Annotated in this window: 10 protein-coding genes and 3 pseudogenes; 9 read left to right on the plus strand and 4 right to left on the minus strand. The window is 61.8% G+C overall.

The window, feature by feature from the left end:
• From IVB13_RS03550 to nadC, 3 genes are all read left to right on the plus strand, one after another.
• Nucleotides 1-673 (plus strand): quinolinate synthase (locus tag IVB13_RS03550; protein WP_247487773.1); only part of this gene is annotated, 673 nt, incomplete at its 5' end.
• Between the two features lie 9 nt (nucleotides 674-682).
• Nucleotides 683-2,281, plus strand: a complete 1,599-nt coding sequence (locus tag IVB13_RS03555; RefSeq protein WP_247487775.1) for an L-aspartate oxidase — start codon at nucleotides 683-685, stop codon at nucleotides 2,279-2,281.
• An 11-nt stretch (nucleotides 2,282-2,292) separates the two neighbouring features.
• A complete protein-coding gene (gene nadC / locus IVB13_RS03560; protein ID WP_247356994.1) occupies nucleotides 2,293-3,171 on the plus strand; it encodes a carboxylating nicotinate-nucleotide diphosphorylase in 879 nt (292 codons plus the stop codon).
• 189 nt (nucleotides 3,172-3,360) lie between these two features.
• Here nadC and IVB13_RS03565 read toward each other — a convergent pair.
• Together IVB13_RS03565 and IVB13_RS03570 are read right to left on the minus strand one after the other, a co-directional pair.
• Nucleotides 3,361-3,570 (minus strand): annotated as a pseudogene (locus IVB13_RS03565) (cell wall hydrolase); the annotation flags it as partial.
• A 924-nt stretch (nucleotides 3,571-4,494) separates the two neighbouring features.
• A complete protein-coding gene (locus tag IVB13_RS03570; RefSeq protein WP_247487831.1) occupies nucleotides 4,495-5,655 on the minus strand; it encodes an RHE_PE00001 family protein in 1,161 nt (386 codons plus the stop codon).
• Nucleotides 5,656-7,978: 2,323 nt separating this feature from the next.
• Between IVB13_RS03570 and repA the strand changes: the two genes are divergently transcribed.
• From repA to IVB13_RS03600, 6 genes and pseudogenes are all read left to right on the plus strand, one after another.
• Nucleotides 7,979-9,181: a plasmid partitioning protein RepA gene (gene repA / locus IVB13_RS03575; protein ID WP_026233724.1), complete on the plus strand. Its 1,203-nt coding sequence runs from the start codon at nucleotides 7,979-7,981 to the stop codon at nucleotides 9,179-9,181.
• Complete coding sequence (gene repB / locus IVB13_RS03580) at nucleotides 9,181-10,197, plus strand: plasmid partitioning protein RepB (protein WP_247487778.1); 1,017 nt, start codon at nucleotides 9,181-9,183, stop codon at nucleotides 10,195-10,197. Before repA ends, repB begins: the two co-directional genes overlap by 1 nt.
• Before the next feature lie 263 nt (nucleotides 10,198-10,460).
• Nucleotides 10,461-11,693 carry a plasmid replication protein RepC gene (gene repC / locus IVB13_RS03585; RefSeq protein ID WP_247294275.1) on the plus strand — a complete coding sequence of 411 codons (1,233 nt, stop codon included), beginning with the start codon at nucleotides 10,461-10,463 and terminating at the stop codon, nucleotides 11,691-11,693.
• A gap of 597 nt (nucleotides 11,694-12,290) precedes the next feature.
• Nucleotides 12,291-12,722 (plus strand): hypothetical protein, encoded by a 432-nt coding sequence (locus tag IVB13_RS03590; RefSeq protein WP_346732266.1) that lies wholly within the window; start codon nucleotides 12,291-12,293, stop codon nucleotides 12,720-12,722.
• Nucleotides 12,723-12,894: 172 nt separating this feature from the next.
• Nucleotides 12,895-13,389 (plus strand): annotated as a pseudogene (locus IVB13_RS03595) (DNA-binding protein); the annotation flags it as partial.
• A gap of 267 nt (nucleotides 13,390-13,656) precedes the next feature.
• Nucleotides 13,657-15,212, plus strand: a pseudogene (locus IVB13_RS03600) (porin).
• Between the two features lie 270 nt (nucleotides 15,213-15,482).
• Here the strand turns inward: IVB13_RS03600 and IVB13_RS03605 are convergent.
• Together IVB13_RS03605 and IVB13_RS03610 are read right to left on the minus strand one after the other, a co-directional pair.
• Nucleotides 15,483-16,391 carry a LysR family transcriptional regulator gene (locus tag IVB13_RS03605; RefSeq protein ID WP_247282215.1) on the minus strand — a complete coding sequence of 303 codons (909 nt, stop codon included), beginning with the start codon at nucleotides 16,389-16,391 and terminating at the stop codon, nucleotides 15,483-15,485.
• Nucleotides 16,392-16,746: 355 nt separating this feature from the next.
• Nucleotides 16,747-17,619 carry an isocitrate lyase/phosphoenolpyruvate mutase family protein gene (locus tag IVB13_RS03610; protein ID WP_346732267.1) on the minus strand — a complete coding sequence of 291 codons (873 nt, stop codon included), beginning with the start codon at nucleotides 17,617-17,619 and terminating at the stop codon, nucleotides 16,747-16,749.
• Between the last annotated feature and the right edge of the window lie 215 nt (nucleotides 17,620-17,834).

A 17,834-nucleotide genomic window follows, 5' to 3' on the forward strand; every position in this document is an offset into this window, starting at 1 on the left:
GATTCCTGATACGCGCGCCGGCTGCTCGCTCGCGGCCAGCATCACCGGCGCCGACGTCCGCCTGCTCCGCGAAAAATTTCCCGGCGTGCCTGTCGTTGCCTATGTCAACACCTCCGCGGAGGTGAAGGCCGAGGTCGACATCTGCTGCACCTCGTCGAACGCGGTGCAGGTGGTCGAAAGCCTCGGCGCACCGAGCGTGATCTTCCTGCCTGACCGTTATCTCGCCACTTACGTGGCCTCGAAGACCGACGTGAAGATCATCGCCTGGAAGGGCGCCTGCGAGGTGCACGAGCGCTTTACGGGCGCGGAGCTGCGCAGCTATCGCGAGGCCGATCCCTCCGTGCAGATCATCGCGCATCCCGAATGCCCGCCGGACGTGCTGGCTGAGGCCGACTTCACGGGCTCGACCGCGCACATGATCAACTGGGTGCGCGAAAAGCGGCCGCGGCGGCTGGTGATGATCACGGAATGCTCGATGGCCGACAATGTGCGCGCCGAGCTCCCCGACGTGGAGATGCTGCGCCCCTGCAATATCTGCCCGCACATGAAGCGCATCACGCTCGCCAACATTCTGGAGAGCCTGCTGACGCTCCGCGAAGAAGTCACAATCGATCCCGCCCTTGCAGACCGTGCAAGGCGATCGGTCGAGCGGATGATCAATCTGAAGAATTGAGAGTACGACATGCAAGATAACATCAACACCCACAGCTCCGACGACGTCGTCATCGTCGGTGGCGGGCTTGCCGGATTGTTCTGCGCGCTAAAACTCGCGCCGCGGCCGGTGACATTGATCTCGGCTGCGCCGCTTGGACAGGGCGCGTCGTCCGCATGGGCACAAGGCGGCATCGCGGCGGCCGTGGCCGACGGCGATACGCCGGAAGCGCACGCCGCGGATACGGTCGCGGTCGGCGGCGGCATCGTCGACCAAGCTGTCGCACTAGGCATCGCGCGCGAGGCCGCGCCGCGGATCCACGATCTGCTCGCCTATGGCGTGCCGTTCGACCGCGATCTCGAAGGCAGGCTCGCAGTCGGGCGCGAAGCCGCACATTCGGCGCGCCGCATCGTGCATGTGCGTGGCGATGGCGCGGGCGCCGCCATCATCGCGGCGCTGAGCGATGCCGTGCGGCGCACGCCGTCGATCCGACTGATTGAAGGTTTCGTCGCCGAGGCGCTGTTGACCGAGGACGGCGCCGTCACCGGCCTTCAGTTGCGCGAAGCCGACAATTTCGCCGCACGGCCTGTCCTGCTCGCCGCTAGGACGGTGGTGCTGGCCACGGGTGGCATCGGCCATCTCTATGCCGTCACCACCAATCCGCGCGAGGCTAGCGGATCCGGCCTTGCGATTGCTGCACGCGCAGGCGCGGTCATCGCGGATTCCGAGTTCGTGCAGTTTCACCCGACCGCCATCATGGTCGGCCGCGATCCCGCGCCGCTCGCCACGGAAGCGCTGCGCGGCGAAGGCGCGACACTAATCAACGGCCGTGGCGAGCGTTTCATGGCGGCGCGTCATCCGCTCGCCGAGCTTGCACCGCGCGACATCGTGGCCCGCGGCGTGTTCGCGGAGATCTCGGCCGGGCGCGGCGCCTTCCTCGATGCGCGGCAAGCGCTGGGCGCACGTTTTGCCGACAGATTCCCGACCGTTCATGCAAGCTGCATCGCCGCCGGCATCGATCCCGCCACGCAGGTCATCCCGATCGCACCGGCGGCGCACTATCACATGGGCGGCATCGCGGTCGACCATCGCGGACGCAGCTCGATCGAAGGGCTCTGGGCCGGCGGCGAAGTGTCGTCCACCGGCGCGCATGGCGCCAATCGCCTCGCCTCGAATTCTCTGCTGGAGGCCGTGGTCTACGCCGCGCGCATCGCCGACGACATCGCCGGCCGCGCGATTCCCTCGCCCGCCCACCTTTCGGACGTGGCGACGCCGCGGGGCGGCGCGCCGGATGCTGCGGCCGTGAAGCGGCTGCGGACGCTGATGAGCGCGCATGTCGGCGTGATCCGCGATGGTGACGGGCTCGCGGAAGCCGTTCGCAGCTTCGCCGCGCTCGAACGTGAGGCCACGAGCATCGCGGTCCGCAACATGGCAACGGCCGCCCTGCTCGTGGCGGCGTCGGCCTGGAACCGGTGCGAAAGCCGCGGCGCGCATTTCCGCTCCGACCATTCCGCGGACGTTCCCGCGCTCGCGCAACGCACAATGACGACGCTCGCGGCAGTGCGCGAGATCGCAGATGGCCTGACCGAACGCCCGACACCGCGCACCGCGCAACCCATGATCGCCTGACGGAGTCTGCCATGATCACCTCAAGCTCTCTGCTCTATCCCGACGCCTTTCTCTCCCCGCTCGCGATCGACGAGGCCGTGCTCCGCGCGCTCGATGAGGATCTCGGCCGCGCCGGCGACATCACCGCGCTTGCGACGATCCCCGAGGCAACGAAGGCGCAAGCGGTCCTGGTCGCACGGCAGTCCGGCGTGATCGCCGGCTTGCCGCTGGCCCTCGCCACGTTGCAAAAACTCTCGCCCGACATCGAGATACGCGCACATGTTCGCGACGCCGCGCGCGTCGCCCGCGGGCAGCAGGTGCTGACGATCTCGGGGCCGGCACGCGCCATCCTCACGGCGGAGCGGACGGCGCTGAATTTCGTCGGCCGCCTGTCGGGTGTTGCGACGCTCACGGCGGACTATGTTGCGCGGACCGAGGGCACCCGGATGAGAATCTGCTGCACGCGAAAGACTACGCCTGGGCTGCGCGCGTTGGAGAAATACGCCGTACGTTGCGGCGGCGGCTTCAATCACCGCTTCGGGCTCGACGACGCGATCCTGATCAAGGACAACCACATCGCGGTCGCCGGCGGCATCCGCCCCGTGCTGGAGCGCGCCCGCGCCCATGCCGGCCACCTCGTCAAGATCGAGATCGAGGTCGACACGCTGCCGCAGTTGCGCGAGGTGCTTGACACAGGCCTTGCCGACGCTGTGCTGCTCGACAACATGGACATTGCGACGTTGCGCGAAGCCGTTGGGATCAACGAGGGACGCCTCGAATTGGAGGCATCCGGCGGTGTCACCCTGGACTCGATCGCAGCCATCGCGGCGACCGGCGTCGACTACGCCTCAGCCGGTGCGCTGACGCATTCGGCGCCGAATTTCGACTGTGCGCTGGATATCGAGGCCTGAGGAGGTCTTTTCCCTCTCCCCGTTCCTACGGGGCCGCAACGAGATTTGCTCGCGCCGAGAGGACTGGGGTGAGGGGCATCTCTCCTCGTATTCGACTGTCGAAAGACCTGTACCCCCTCGCCCGCATCGCAAGAGCGATCTTACGTCTCCCCGCAAGCGGGGAGACGTAAGAAAGGTTACCCTGTTCGCTCACGCCATCTCGGCCGAGCTCTTCGCTTCCTCGGCGAGTTCGGGGGGAGTGCGGCGGTCTGCGCGGGATGCCCCAGTTTGGTTTCCTCGCTGCCGTCGCCCCAGGCGCAAGGCCGGTAGAAGGTGTGGACCGCGCATCTTCTTCATCTCGGCCACCCAGGACGGATGCACCCACTACGCGTGGTAGTGCGTCGACTTGCCGACCTCGGGCGCCGGATCTGGCCACCAGCATCGCCTTCCAGAGTTTCTGGCGCGCTTCCGCCTGCTTCCTGCTTCAGCGGTTCGAGCGGCTGTATCGTCAGCGAGCGCGCAGCGTCGCGGGCCTGGAACCGATTGGGATTGCGAGCGGCGGCGCGCGAACGGCTGAGGCGCCAGCGAAGAGGCGGTGTGCTACTGCCGGTCTCTCCTGGCGTTGATGCGAAGATGCAGAGCCAGTGCCGAAGGACGCGAACCGCGCGCCCTTCGGACGGGTACGCAAACACACAAGTCGCTACGCGCACGCTACGCTTACGCCAGAAAAATCGAACCGCAGTACATCCGTGCGATTCGAGTCTTCTCGTGAGTATCTAATTTAGGTTGCTGGGGCGTTAATCGGCGTTGCACGTGCAGCGCACGCAAGCGAACAGAGGTGGTTTCACGCAGTGACCGCGTGCACTGGTAAACCGCCGCTCATGGAAACGATAAACATCCGGTCAACGAGGTGAGAAGCCCTGCACGCCCGTATCATAAGGGACTCGCTGTGTTTCCCACTGTCTCACCATTGTCGTGCGGCCACTCCCTCGACCTCGCATCGGTGTCGCCAGGAATTTATGAAGGGTGCCCGGAAGCCCGATCGTGACCGGCAGGCCCTTCATGATCTCGAAGAAGCACCACGAAGTCGGCATGTGCCGCCGCGGGTTCGGAGCATCTATAGCTTGCCTGCTCAACCGTAAACTCGGTGTCCTGCATGTCGCGCTAGTGCTTCTCGAGCAGCGTGTGGATCCGCGTCAACTCTTTCAATACCTGCGGCAGCGGCGATCCATCGACGCGTTGTGGGATCCCGGTTTCCGTGCTGCCTCACTGATGTTCTGCGGCGCACGAATGCTCGCCCATTACGCTCTTTGCACGGAATTCACGTTGCTTGCGGCTCGCGCTCTACAGGATGCCCCACGCGCGATAGCGTCCCCGGCCCGTGGTCTCGCGAAGGTCGAGTTCGGCGACAAGGTTTTGGGCCGCACGAGGCGTGATCCCAAGCTCCGCCGCGATCATGCCGGCCGAGACGATCGGCCGGGTCAGCACGTAGTCGAGGAGCGCCGGCAGTTTTGAAGTGGCGCGCCGGCCGGCGAGTTTTCGGGCCAGCAGGTTTCTGGTCATCAGCCAGCGGTCGTGGTCCTTTAGGCCGGCCTCGGCGGCGGCCGTCATCGCCTCGAGCTGCACAACCAGCCGCGCTGCGACGTCACGCGCCCGCCGACGCTCACGCGAGATGCTTTTCAGCCCTCCATGCAGGCACAACAAATACCAGCGTGTCTTGCCGCGGTCGCGCAGCACGCTAGCTGCGAGCAGGCACCCTAGCCAAGGCGTATGCTCGAGCGGTTCAATCGCGTCCCAAGCATCCGCGGCGATTGCAGCCGCCAGAGTCGGCGGCAGCTTGCGGGTCTCATCGACGACGGCGCGCCAGTCGTCGAGGCGGCCGTCCTCGTCCCAGTCCGGATCGTAGACGAGCGAGTCCCGCTCTGGCCACGACCGAAGCTCGTCGGCGAGTCTGCGCTCCGCCTTGGCGTTGGCGGCGTCGACCGCGGCGAAGGCCGCGGCCAGATGGGGATCGGCGTTCATGACGCCAAGCGGTCTGTCGAAACCCACCGCGTCCCGCTCTGCGTCCTCGTTGAGCCCGAGACGTTCCTCGACCTCCTCTCGCTCGCGCCGGCCCCGAAGGTCAGCCAGTCCAGAAACCGACAGCGCCCAATTGGGCTTCGCGTCGGCAATGCGCCGACGGGCACGCAGCACGGCGTGAGCCCGGGTCAGCTCGTGGGTGGGGGCGCGGACGTCCATGCCGGCGTCGTGGAGCACGAGGTCATCGAGGTGGACAAGTTCGCCGTCAAGCCACAGAGTGGCGCAAGCGTCGACGAAGTGCATTCGGCTGATCGCACCGTCACGGATTGGGCTTTTGGCCAGTCGCTCGTCGAGGCGGGCGACAGCATCCTCGGCCGCGGCAAGCGGCCCCGCGAGCTGAGCCCAAGGCATCGGATCGGAGATTTTGTAGCCCGAAGACAAGGCCTTGATAACCTTAAGAGGAAACGGCGAAACGGAACCTAACACACCTTTATGTTCCGTCACAGCGAGGCCTGTTCCCGCTCTCCTCTCGCTATCGATAAGCACGCCTTATCGGTAGGGTGGCTCCACAGTGCGATCAGCACGCGCAGCGCTGTAGATCACCAGCGCCAAGCCTCAAATCAACCACAAATCGCCACTCGTGCCAACCCCTGCCCTATTCCGGACCAGCCGCACCTTTCCGGTGACTGTGCCCTCCCCGGCAAAGCAGGCCGCCCGCGAAAAACGGGCTTCGCGGAGGCAAGGTGAAGCGTAGGTAAAAACAGCCCCGGAAATTGACGCCCGCCGGACCGCCCTTGCCCGAAGGGAGAATGGCGTCCAACGAGCCGTGCGGTCTCAGGCTGCACCGGGATTGCGGCAATGAGCATCAGCTAGCTAATCTTCGAGCCCCTCCGCGGTCGCGCTGACCCAAAGATTAGTGCCGACGCCACGACACCCCCCTTCCCCACGGCCTGCGGCGACGTCAGACGCGTTCCGATTTCCTGCAGGCGAGCCAAAAGCCCGTGTGCCTCGTCTCAGTCGCTGATGAGCGCGATGAAGGGCGATGCGCCGATGAATCTCCTCATACAGGCCGTCGCGGATTCCTTTTGGCGCGCTGACCGCCGCGGAGTTGCCCCCCTTTTGGCACATCCGGGCAGAACTGGACGCCGCGGTGGAGGAAAAACGACCTCGGCTCTATCTCGAGCTCATGAGCGCGTGCCAATGACTGTTGGGGCGAGGCGGACCCTTTTCCACCACCGTCACATTCCGCGCCATCGCTTTAGTCTGCGGGATTCTCGATATACAAGGCTATGGCATGCTCCTCTAGACGCAACCGTCCCTAGGTGATTTCGATACAGGGAATACGGGAGCAGGCCGCGTTAGTAGGACCGCCAAGATCGCTGGCCTTCCGGGCGGCCTCAGGTCGACGTGCGGCTCTTTATGGTGCTGACTGGAACTTTATGGTTAACGGCTGATAAACGCCTCCCCTATTCCTCCGTCCTTTCCGCTCCCCTACCCTGCCCTTTCCGTCTCCGGACACGAGGCGCGCTTTGTTTCCATTGTTGCCGCCCTAGCTGACCTCGATCCGCCCCGGACGACCACAACCTCGTCGATGCCCCTCGCCCGCGCTTGCGTGGTTTCAAGACAACCGATCCGAGACCCGCTCGGAAAACCCTCGGCGCGGTGCGACCTGGATGCTGGAAGGCGCCAGGAGGCGGAGCTGAGGAAGCCTCCGCCGACTACATCTGCATTCGCCCTCGGCTGCGAGCGGGAAATGGACTGCACCGCCGTTGATCCGCATTGTGGCCCGTTCCGCGAAGATGAAGAGATGCCGTTCCTTCCGAACTTGATTGGCCGAGACCGGTTTCGGCGACACGGATCGCCCGACCGGCTCCGGTCTACCTGTTGCCCGTCGCGCCGCCATCCCTGCTGCTTTCTTAGTCCCGCCAGTCGCGTGGAGCGTGGGACCCAGCAACCCGGATGGCACGGCGGATGATCCGCATAGGACACCCGCGAGGGATAACAGGTCCAACCCCGTGCCTGAGCTCGAACGCCTGCCGCGCGAGGTCCACTGCTTCCGGGGTGTTGTGCCGCTTGGGAGCCGACCGTCCGCCAAAGCCCTTGATCGTCACGGTATGCGGGCTGACGTCGCGGTCGTGCTGTGCGAGCGCGACATGTTCGCAGCCGATGATCATGCGGCTTCGAGGGTGGAACGGCGGCTGGGAGCGCGCCGGCTTTAGCGGTCAAAGAGGGCACTTTCCCTCGCTGCAGCGCTCGCCGAGTCGACTCGCCATTCCAAGCCAGCACGCGTCGAATCGGTGCAAACGCAAGCGCCCGCATCTGGTGATGCGCTGGACGACTTGCTCGTGACGGTCGCGGGACTCTCGGCCTGCCATCCTTCCGACCTGCCATCCCCCGCGTCTGCACGGTCTCGGCGCGGGCGCCGCGCTGCGGATGTTGCGGTTGCGGCTGAGCGGAGCGCGCCAGGGCTCAACGCTGGATTTGATCCGAATGGGGCGGTGATAGAGTTCGAGCGCGAGTCGATTGCGGGAACTGTGTCGGGCCCGACTGGAGAAAGTTGACCGCGGTCAACTTCTGTTTAAGAGCGGCGCCTTCGGAACCTCAGCAGCCGCGCAGGCAACGTGCCGAGAGTTGACCGCGGTCAACTTTAGACCACCCGCGGGCCGATTCGGACCGTTAAGGATTGGTTTACCCTTTAACTGTTGCGAGACCGGCCAGAATCGGGCGTAATAGCCACGCTTTGCGCATGCCGTGCATCCGAAATTCGTAACTACGCGAGAAAGCCGTGGCCCTGAACGACCAACAAGCGATGGCGTCAATCACGCCTGGCGCGCCGCAGGCGATCCACGACACGATCGCGGCAGACGCGCGGGAACTGTCGGCGAAGCTGCACGCCCACCGAACGAAGCTGTTCCCGCCAAAAGCACGCAAGCATCTGCGCCGCTTTACATCTGGCGAAGTCGCTAAGCTCGTCGGCATTAATGACGGCTACCTCCGCCAATTGTCGCTGGAGGGCAGGGGCCCTCAGCCGGACACCAGCCCATCGGGTCGAAGGTCGTACACATTCGACGATATTCAAAGTCTTCGTGCTTATCTCGATGAATCCGGCAAGGGTGCGCGCCGATACCGACCGTATCGCGTCGCGGGCGAACAGTTGCAAGTCATTGGCGTCGTTAATTTCAAGGGAGGGTCGGGTAAGACCACGACCGCCGCGCATCTCGCCCAACATCTCACACTGCAGGGCTATCGAGTGCTCGCGATCGATCTGGATCCGCAGGCCTCGCTCTCCGCGCTGCACGGCTATCAGCCCGAGTTTGATGTCGAGGAAAACGGAACTCTGTACGGCGCCATCCGCTACGACGACGCGCGTCGCGAACTGAATGAGATCATTCGGCAGACTTACTTTTCGGGGCTCGACATCGTTCCCGGCAACATCGAACTGATGGAATTCGAACATGAAACCCCGAAAGCGCTAGCTGCGCGCCAGTCGGGTGACCCGCTGTTCTTCGCCCGCGTTGCCCGTGCCCTCGCCACGGTCCAGGACCGCTACGATATTGTCGTGATCGATTGTCCGCCTCAACTCGGATTTCTCACGCTTTCTGCGCTCTGCGCAGCAACGGCAATTCTGATCCCTGTGCATCCGCAAATGCTCGATGTCATGTCGATGTGCCAGTTTCTAATCATGACATCCGACCTTCTTGCCGTCGTGGCCAAAGCAGGCGGCAACATGAATTACGATTGGATGCGCTATCTCGTCACGCGTTATGAGCCCGGTGATGGACCGCAGGCCCAAATGGTCGGCTTTATGCGCTCGCTGTTTGGCGACCGCATGGTCACGAACATGATGCTGAAAAGTACGGCGATCTCGGACGCCGGCATCACGAAGCAAACGCTCTATGAGGTCAGCCGCGATCAGTTCACACGGGCTACCTACGACCGCGCCATGGAATCGCTAGACAGCGTCAATGGTGAAATCCAAAGCCTCATCCAGGCTGCGTGGGGGAGGGCCTAATGGGTCGAAAAAACCTGCTTGCGGACCTCATTGATGACAAGTTGACCGCGGTCAACGAACCCTCGTCAGGTGAGCCCAGCGACAATCGCAGACCAACCCAGCCAACACTTGGGTCGCGCGGAGCGGTCGGCGCCATGAGCCGTTCACTCGAGATGCTGTCCGCGGAGCGCGATGCCGCCAAGGCCTTGAGCGAGCAGCTCACCACCGGTCAAACCGTCGTCGAGATCGCCCCAGATTTGATCGACGCCTCGATCGTTCCCGATCGTATGACGAGCGTGGACGAGAAGCACTCTGCCCTCGTTGAATCGATCCGCGCCAATGGGCAGTTGGTTCCCATCCTCCTTCGCCCGCATCCTTCCAGCCCGGGCCGGTTTCAGATTGCCTATGGCCATCGTCGCGTTCGTGCGCTCGCCGAACTTGGCCGCCCTGCGCGGGCCGTGGTCCGCGATCTTAGCGACGAAGACCTGGTGGTGGCACAAGGCAAGGAGAATGGTGAGCGGGAGGATCTGTCTTTTATTGAGCGGGCAACTTACGCCGCCGCGCTCGAGGATCGTGGATTCAAGCGCGAGATCATCATGGCGGCGCTCAGCGTCGACAAGACGGAGCTCTCTCGCCTCATCACGGTCGCGCGAGCCCTTCCCCGCAGCCTACTCGATGCAATCGGGCCAGCGCCAAAAACCGGCCGCCGGCGCTGGATGGAGTTGGCAGAGCGGCTTGAAGGTCGCCACGACCAAAAGGTATTGGCCGACAGCGTTGCGAGCGATCGGTTTGTGCGCGCTACTTCCGATGAACGGTTCGCGATAGCTTTCGCCGCGCTCGCACTCCGCAAGCCCAAAGTTGCACGGCCGACAATCTGGGCGGACGACGGAGGCAAAAAGATCGTAAAGATTGAACGTCGCGCAGATCGCATCACGCTAGCTGTAGATGAAAAGGCCGCCCCTGCGTTTGGAGACTTTGTGATTTCGCGGCTGCCGGAACTCTACCGGGCATTTCTCGATGGAGGCACCGATGAGTGACATCGGGCGTCTTGCCGCTTTGGATATGGCGCTGCCTGGACCTCACACGGTCGGGCAGCGCGATGCGTACCCGCGTTTCCGTCCTCTCACCGTAGGAGCATAGCGGAAAAGAAAAAAGGCCCCCGGAACGTCTCCGTCCGAAAGCCTTCTCTCGTCACGTTTGGCGACTGACAGAGAATCACTTTCACGAATCGCAGTCAAGCGTCTTTAGCGACGGCACCGTTTTGGTGAGCGGATTTTCTTTGCCCGCATGAGGCAAAGACATGCAGTCACACTCCCCAACGACGCCCTTTGGGCGGCGATCGCTGACGCTTGCCCATGTGGCAAGCCAGATGGTCGCAACCGAACGTCCGCCCGAAAAGATCGTCCATAAGTGGAAGATCTTCCACGCCATCTGCACGGCACGGCCGCGCCTTGGCGTGTCGGAACGCTCGCTCTCGGTCTTGAACGCGCTCTTAACGTTCCATCCCGAGACCGCACTGACGGGGGCAGGCGATCTGATTGTCTTCCCGTCCAATCATCAACTCAGTCGGCGGGCGCACGGCATGCCAGCGTCAACGCTGCGACGTCACCTCTCCGTGCTGGTCGACGCGGGCCTGATCGTTCGGCGCGACAGTCCCAATGGCAAGCGGTATGCGCGGAAGGACAATGCCGGCGACATCGAGCTCGCCTTCGGCTTCGATCTGTCGCCGCTGGTCGTGCGCTCGGAGGAGTTCGAGAGCCTGGCAGCCGATATCGAAGCCGAGGCCCGCGCACTCAAGCTCGTACGAGAGCGCATCACGCTGTGCCGGCGCGACATTGCGAAGATGATTGCAACTGGCATCGAGGAAGCCGTTCCGACGCGAAGGGGAGGGCAGGGGCCTGCCGATTGGCAGGTTGTGCACGCCGCCTTCCGCGCGATCGTCGACCAGATTCCGCGCACGGCCACCCGCCAGCAGCTCGAGCCGATCGCCGACGAGTTGTCTCAGCTTGCCGACGACGTGCTCAATCTTCTGGAAGAACACATCAAATCCAAGAATCCGAGCGCCAATGAGTCCCACCCTGAGCGCCACATACAGACTTCAAATCCAGATACCCCAATTGATCTTGAACCTGTCTTCCGAGAAGGCAGGGCGGCGGGAGCTGAGCCTAAACCTCAACCGTCGCGAGTCGGGGAGGGGGCCTATCCGTTGGGAATGGTCCTGAGTGCGTGTCCCGACATCGTCGATTATGCGAAGGGTGGGGTTTCGAACTGGCGCGATTTCCTCGCTACCGCGGCCGTTGTGCGATCGATGCTGGGCATCAGCCCGAGCGCCTGGGAGGAGGCGCAAAAAGTCATGGGCGAGGTGCCCGCAGCCATTGTCGTCGCGTGCATCCTGCAGCGCGGGACGGCGATCAATTCCGCCGGCGGTTATTTGCGCGGTCTGACGCGAAAAGCCGAGGTCGGCGAATTTTCGCTTGGCCCGATCCTGATGGCGCAGATCAATTCTCGCCGGCGAGACAAGCAGCGGGCGTGAGGCGATGAGGCGCCGCCCAAACCTTACGTTTCTCGTGGATCGAAGAGGCCAGTCCAACCGGCTGCGGCGGTGTCGACGCAAAGCTGTTCGCAGAGATCGTCATGGCAAAACACCACCCGATCCTCACTCTGTTTTTCCAGCCTCGTCATGGAGGCGCCGCTGAGCGGCGGATGGAGGTGGCGCGGTTCGCGGACGGGGGGCCGAGCTTGGGGGCGCTAATCCCGTTGGATGGGAGATGGTCGAGCACGCTGTTCCGGGACAACAGACTTTCGCATCTGGTGCAACTTAGACGGTCGCCTCCAACCGCAGCCGAGCAGCGACAGTCTTTTTGAGGAGCTTCTGGAGAGAGGCTAATGAAGAGACGAGATCGGTGCCGCGATCCACGGACCGTTCCGCTCGATGCGAGTGGGTGCGGTTTTCCTTCGACGGCCGGCAGTCAGGCCGGCAACGTTCTCAACCTCCTCCGGAGCACCAGTAGTATCGATCTACGTACAGCCTCGCAGAAGATCTCCAAGGCGAGGCAAGTACCTGCCTATCTTAAGCGGAACGATACGACGCCTCAAGGAACGCACTTTCTCTCCATCGAATAGGGCGGGATTGACCAGCAGCATCGTGCTTGGAATGACAGCCCTTTTTCAAATGGACATGTTCGAGGGAGGAGTGATCGATGCTGCGCCGCTGAACATCAAGCGCCTCACGCCGGAACTGTTCGTGGCGACAAAGTTGGAAGCATATCTCGGCCGCGGCAACGACGATCTCCTAGGCAGCCGTGACATCGAGGACATCCTTCTCGTCGTTGATGGGCGAGAGGAACTCGTGGCTGAAATCCAAAACGCAGACGATGATGTTCGCTGCTACATTGCAGAGAAGTTCAAAGCGCTCTTAGGTCATGAGGATTTTGATCATTTTCTCGACGGCAATATCAAGGGACCTGAAGGCCGGGTCGATATTGTACGAGAGCGCTTTGTCGCCATAAGCCAGAGCAATGCTGGCGAGCGAGAGGGGAATGGAGATCAATCGGCGCAGTGAGCAATGAAAGAGGCGGCGCGATAACCGGGATTGCGGGGGAGTCGGAGTGCGCCCCGATGCCGTGTTATGTCTCCTTCTCGACGGATCAACCTCTGCCCCAACAAGCGGTGACCTTGCCCGCCAGATTATCCGCGATGTCGTAGACTGGTACGTCGCCACAGACGAAGCCGCAATGGCAGAAAGCCTCAGCCGGCAATTGCGCCGCACTCATCGCAGTTTATCTGGGCGATTTCCGCGGGACAGCGTGAGCTACGTGCTCGCCCACGTGGTGAACCAATGCCTGCGACTCGCCTCGGTTTCGCCCGCGCTGCTCGAGGTCTATGCCGACGAGGGCATGTCGCTCAAGCAGTTGATGGCCTTCGCCGTCACCGCGGATCACGGCCGCCAGGAGCAGGTCTGGCAGACCATCTCCGGCTCTTGGTAGAAAGAGCCTTATCAGATCCGCCGCATGCTGACGGAGAAGTCGGTGCGCGCCTCCGACCGTCGCGCCATGTTTGTTGGCCTAGATGCCTACGAGGCAGCCGGTGGCGTGGTGCTGCGCAACCCGTTCCAGTCCGACGACGGCGGCTGGCTCGAGGACGTCGCTCTGCTCGACGGTCTGGTCGCTGAGAAGCGAAAGGCAGAGGCGGAAACGATCGCCGCCGAAGGCTGGAAGTGGATCGAGCTCCCAGGGTGCGAAGCTCATCGGCCAGTACGACAGCTCAGCGCTTTGTCGCTGGGTGGCATCCGACCGCTCGCCTGGACCTGCGCGGCAACACGCGCTTAGCCCTACGTATCTTGCGGCCGAGAAGTCGATTGGATGACTCCAGTTCTCATGTGATCCATCGTGAAATCCGAACCTGCCATCGGATTACTTGATCTCCGTCACCAAACGATTGCGTCCCAACGATACTGCGTCGGCCGCACAAATGCTGACCTCTAGTGGATAGGGACAATGACACTCTCAGAAACGAACTTCCGCTTACTTCGAACAATCAAGAATGTTGTTTTGACTCTTGCGGCGGCGTCTCTCGCGTCGAGTGGGGCACAAGCTGCTGACCTGCCAGTCAAAGCCAGAGCAGTGGAGTACGTGAAGGTCTGCTCACTGTACGGCGCTGGCTTCTACTACATCCCTGGCTCGGACACTTGCATCAAGCTTGGCGGATATCTGCGCACTGACTTTGTCGCGAATAGCAACAGCGATTTTGACCCGGCCGCCAATGGCGTAGCGGGAGCACGCAACCGTTTAGGCAACAGCTACACTTGGCGCGCTCGTGAAGGACTGAGCATCGACACGCGCACCGCGACTGAGTACGGCCTCCTTCGCACCTATTTCTCGGGCGTGTTCACCTGGACGTCGGGCGGCTATACTGGCGCCGGCACGAGCGCCGTCAATGGGGCGACCGCTTACACAACGTCGACCGCTTCACAGGTCGCTGGTGGTTCGCTCGGCGTCTACTCCGCCTTTATCCAGTTCGCAGGCTTTACGATGGGTAAGGCCGTCTCACAGTTCTCGGCGCCCTGGACCAACTATCCAGGCAACGAGTTCGATGATCTTCCGGGCGGCGGCGGATGGGTCACCGGCGTGAACCAGTTCACCTATACCGCTGACTTTGGACAAGGCATCACGGCCGCTTTCTCAGCCCAGGATCAGGTCGCCTACGGCACGACCAATATCTGGAATGTAAGTGGAGCAACGGCGGCTGCCCTCGCGACCGGTGCGTACGGTACTAACAACATCGGCGGTTCATCGTCTCCAGACCTCATCGCGATGGTTCGTATTGACCAGGGCTGGGGTCTCTTCCAGGCGTCGTTCGCGGCGCACGACAACCATGCTGGGTACTACGGTGGCGACGAAGCGACCGGGCATCCGAACGACAAGTGGGGCTGGGCTGCTGCTTTGGCCTTGTCAATCAAGAACATCCCGACTGGAGCCGGTGACACGATCAACGTGTCAGGCGCTTATACCAACGGCGCGACCCGCTACAACTTCAACGATTTGATGCCAACCACCTACGCGATGTACGGCGGCACGGGCTGGCAGGTGCTTATCAAAGCGTCGGCCTGGCGGGCTTGTCTGACTCCGTGTTCGTTGCCGGTGCGGGCCAGGAGCTAACCAGGACGTACGGCTTCCATGCTGGTTACACACACAACTGGGATCCTCATTGGAATAGTGCCATCTACGGCGGCTGGGGCGCCGTTCGGTATAACAGCGCAGCGAAGGGCTACATCTGCGGTGCATTCGTAGCCAACGTTGCGCTGTCGAGCGGCAATGCTGGCTGTAATCCTGATTTCAACTATGGGGTTGTCGGCGTCGTCACGCGCTGGACACCGGTCAAGAACCTGACCTTCACGGCAGATCTCGCCTACACCATGCTCGACCAAAAGTACGCGAGCGGAAGTACAGTGACACTGCCTGTGCAGTCTGCGGTCGCCAAGCCGGCGGCTCTTTACGAATTGAAAGATCAGAGCACGCTGACCCTGCTCTTGCGGGCTCAGCGGAACTGGTGAGGCTCTGTCTAAACCAGCGGAAGGAGAAAAGAGGGCTCAAAGAACGAAGTTAACCTCCAAGGAGGCCTCCGGCATGCCCGCCGGGGGCCTTCTGCAAATAGTATCTAAATCAGAGCTGAGCATACGGCGGCTTTCAAACGGCGTTGAAGGACCCTTGTTCTTGGTCCAGACGAAGGGCCGAGCGTCGTCGTTGTGGGCTTTGCTCTCACGTTCAAGAAAAGCGGGTGCTAGGTGAGATCTTCAGCAAGCTGGAATGCTGCTACGACAATCTTATGCCGTCTCCGCAAGGGCGGTCTTCTTACAAAGACGAACGAGCCACCGGCAAAAAGCGCGAGACATTTCGGGATTATCGCCTCGGTCGACAGCATAGGCGCGATACTGCATGCCGCTGGGAGTGCGCGATCGTGGAATCACATTGAGAGCTCCACCACGTACCAGGTCACTTACAATGATTTCGGGCGCGACGAGAAGACATTTGCCCGTCATCACCGCCGGCAGGGCCAGGTAATTGTGATCATATCGCGCTCCCGATTTTATATCTTTTGGGGTCAGGTTCATGGCCCGAAGCCATGTCGGCATTATGTCAGGCCGGGATGTGATGTTCAGGATGGGTACTGTGCGAACAACCGGGAGGCTCTTGCCATCGACGTGATTTGGTGAGCCCACACATACGAGTTGCTCGTTGTAGATTTCCCAATCATCTGCCGGCTCGATGACGGAAAGATCCCGTGTGATCAAAATGTCGTAATCGTCGGACGACGTCGGTTGCGAAAGTGAGCTAATCACATCCACAACTACGCCGCCCATTTCATTAGAAAAAGCTTGGAGATTTGGAATCAGAAAGGCGTAAGCGAAAGTCGAGAGTGACGTGCGGACTACAATCCGATTGGTGTCCCGACGATTCCGTCGGCGCATTCTCTTGGCGGTGAAGCAAACGGTATCTAGCGGTTCTGCAACCGTGTTCGCAAAAAGCCGCCCGAATTCCGTCAATTCGCTACGCCGGCCGCGACGCTGCATGAGGTCACTGCCCAGATACTCCTGCAGCACGGCGAGGTAGCGGCTGACCGAACTCTGGGTCATTCTCAAGGCGCTAGCCGCGCGGGTTACGCTTCCCTCGCGCGCAATTGTGACGAATACCCGGATCGCATTGAGTGGCACTTCATCCGTTTCGGTAGCCATTTTGTGCTCCGGAATTTCGGGCATGCCCGTCAGTTCTCGCAGGAGGGCATTGCCAGAAATCAATCGTCCATCACATTATTCGATGATCGTAGCCGGGTTACTAGATACCAACTGCAGGTCGCGCGCGAAAGCGATTTCGCTCGGACGCGGTGCAATCCGTGCGAACGAGCTCAGTTCTAGGTGCGCACATTGGTTTCCAAAGGCGCGACGAAATCGTGCCGTTAAATCGGCTGGCGTGATCGTTCTTTGCGCAGTCATTCTTCTGGAGGAGAGTGGCGTTTATAGCAATTGTCGAACAGCAAAAACTGCGCCCGAGCAGAGCTCAGACGCAATGACGCCGTCTTGGACAAGAGATCTAGCGAAGGAAGCGAGCTTCGGCCGCCTTGACGCTATCCACGTTCTGGAGGTCGAAAATCTCTTCGACCGGCAGAATATCCTTGTGGACGTTCTGGACGCCGCCATCGGCAATGATTCGGCGGAAGGTTTCTCTCATCGCAGTTGCAGCAGCGCGGATACCGTAATTGCCGTAGATCATTACGCGGATATTCCCGAGTGCTTTGACCCGCTCGGCGTCGAGATCCGGGTAGGCGTTCGGCACGATCGCTAGCGGCACCGATCCGCCCCAGGCGCGCGAAAAGCTTTCGATCTCTGATGCATCCTTCTTTTTCGAATGGATCAGCACCATTTCGGCGCCGGCCTCTACGTAAGCTTTTGCTCGGTGCAGAGCTTCCGTTTCGCCGAGACCCGCAATCAGGGCTTCGGTGCGGGCGATAACGAGAAAATTTGGGTCCCGTCTTGTCGCAACAGCGGCCTCGATCTTGCCCTGGAACTCCTCGATGCGGAGCAGTTCCTGGCGTCCGCCAGCCATAAGGCTTGTCACTTTCGGAAAGGTTTTGTCTTCGATTACCACAGCGCTGGCGCCAGCTCGCTCGTATTCCTGAACGGCGTGGATCACGTTGATTGCATTGCCATAACCGGTGTCAATGTCAGCGATGATCGGCAGCGTCGTGCGTCCAGCGATCGAGCGCAGCATGTCGAGATGCTGGGTCATCGAGATCAGGCTCATATCGGGCAGACCGTAAAGCGCGGAGAGTTCGAAGCCCGATGCCCATAAAGCATCGAACCCGGCCTCTTCGGCCAGCAGAGCCGAAAGAGGGCTATGGGCGGCCATGACATGGATGAGACCGGTCTCGTCCAGGCGAGCACGAAGGCGTTTGACGGAGGACATCGGAAAATCCTTCTTTCGCGGATACGGCTCGCCATCACTGGGCGGGGTCACCTCAGGCACCTGATCGCGCAATTGGGCCGCGCCAGCGGTGATGATCTTGGCTTTTTGAGGGACGGACGACATCTGAGTCGGTCTAAAACGAGAGACAAGAGCCAGCACCTGAGTGAAAAGCGGAAATCGTGCCGGTTTCTAATTGCTCTTAAACGGGCCAACCA

Source organism: Bradyrhizobium sp. 17 (assembly GCF_023073515.1).
Taxonomy (GTDB): Bacteria; Pseudomonadota; Alphaproteobacteria; order Rhizobiales; family Xanthobacteraceae; genus Bradyrhizobium; species Bradyrhizobium canariense_D.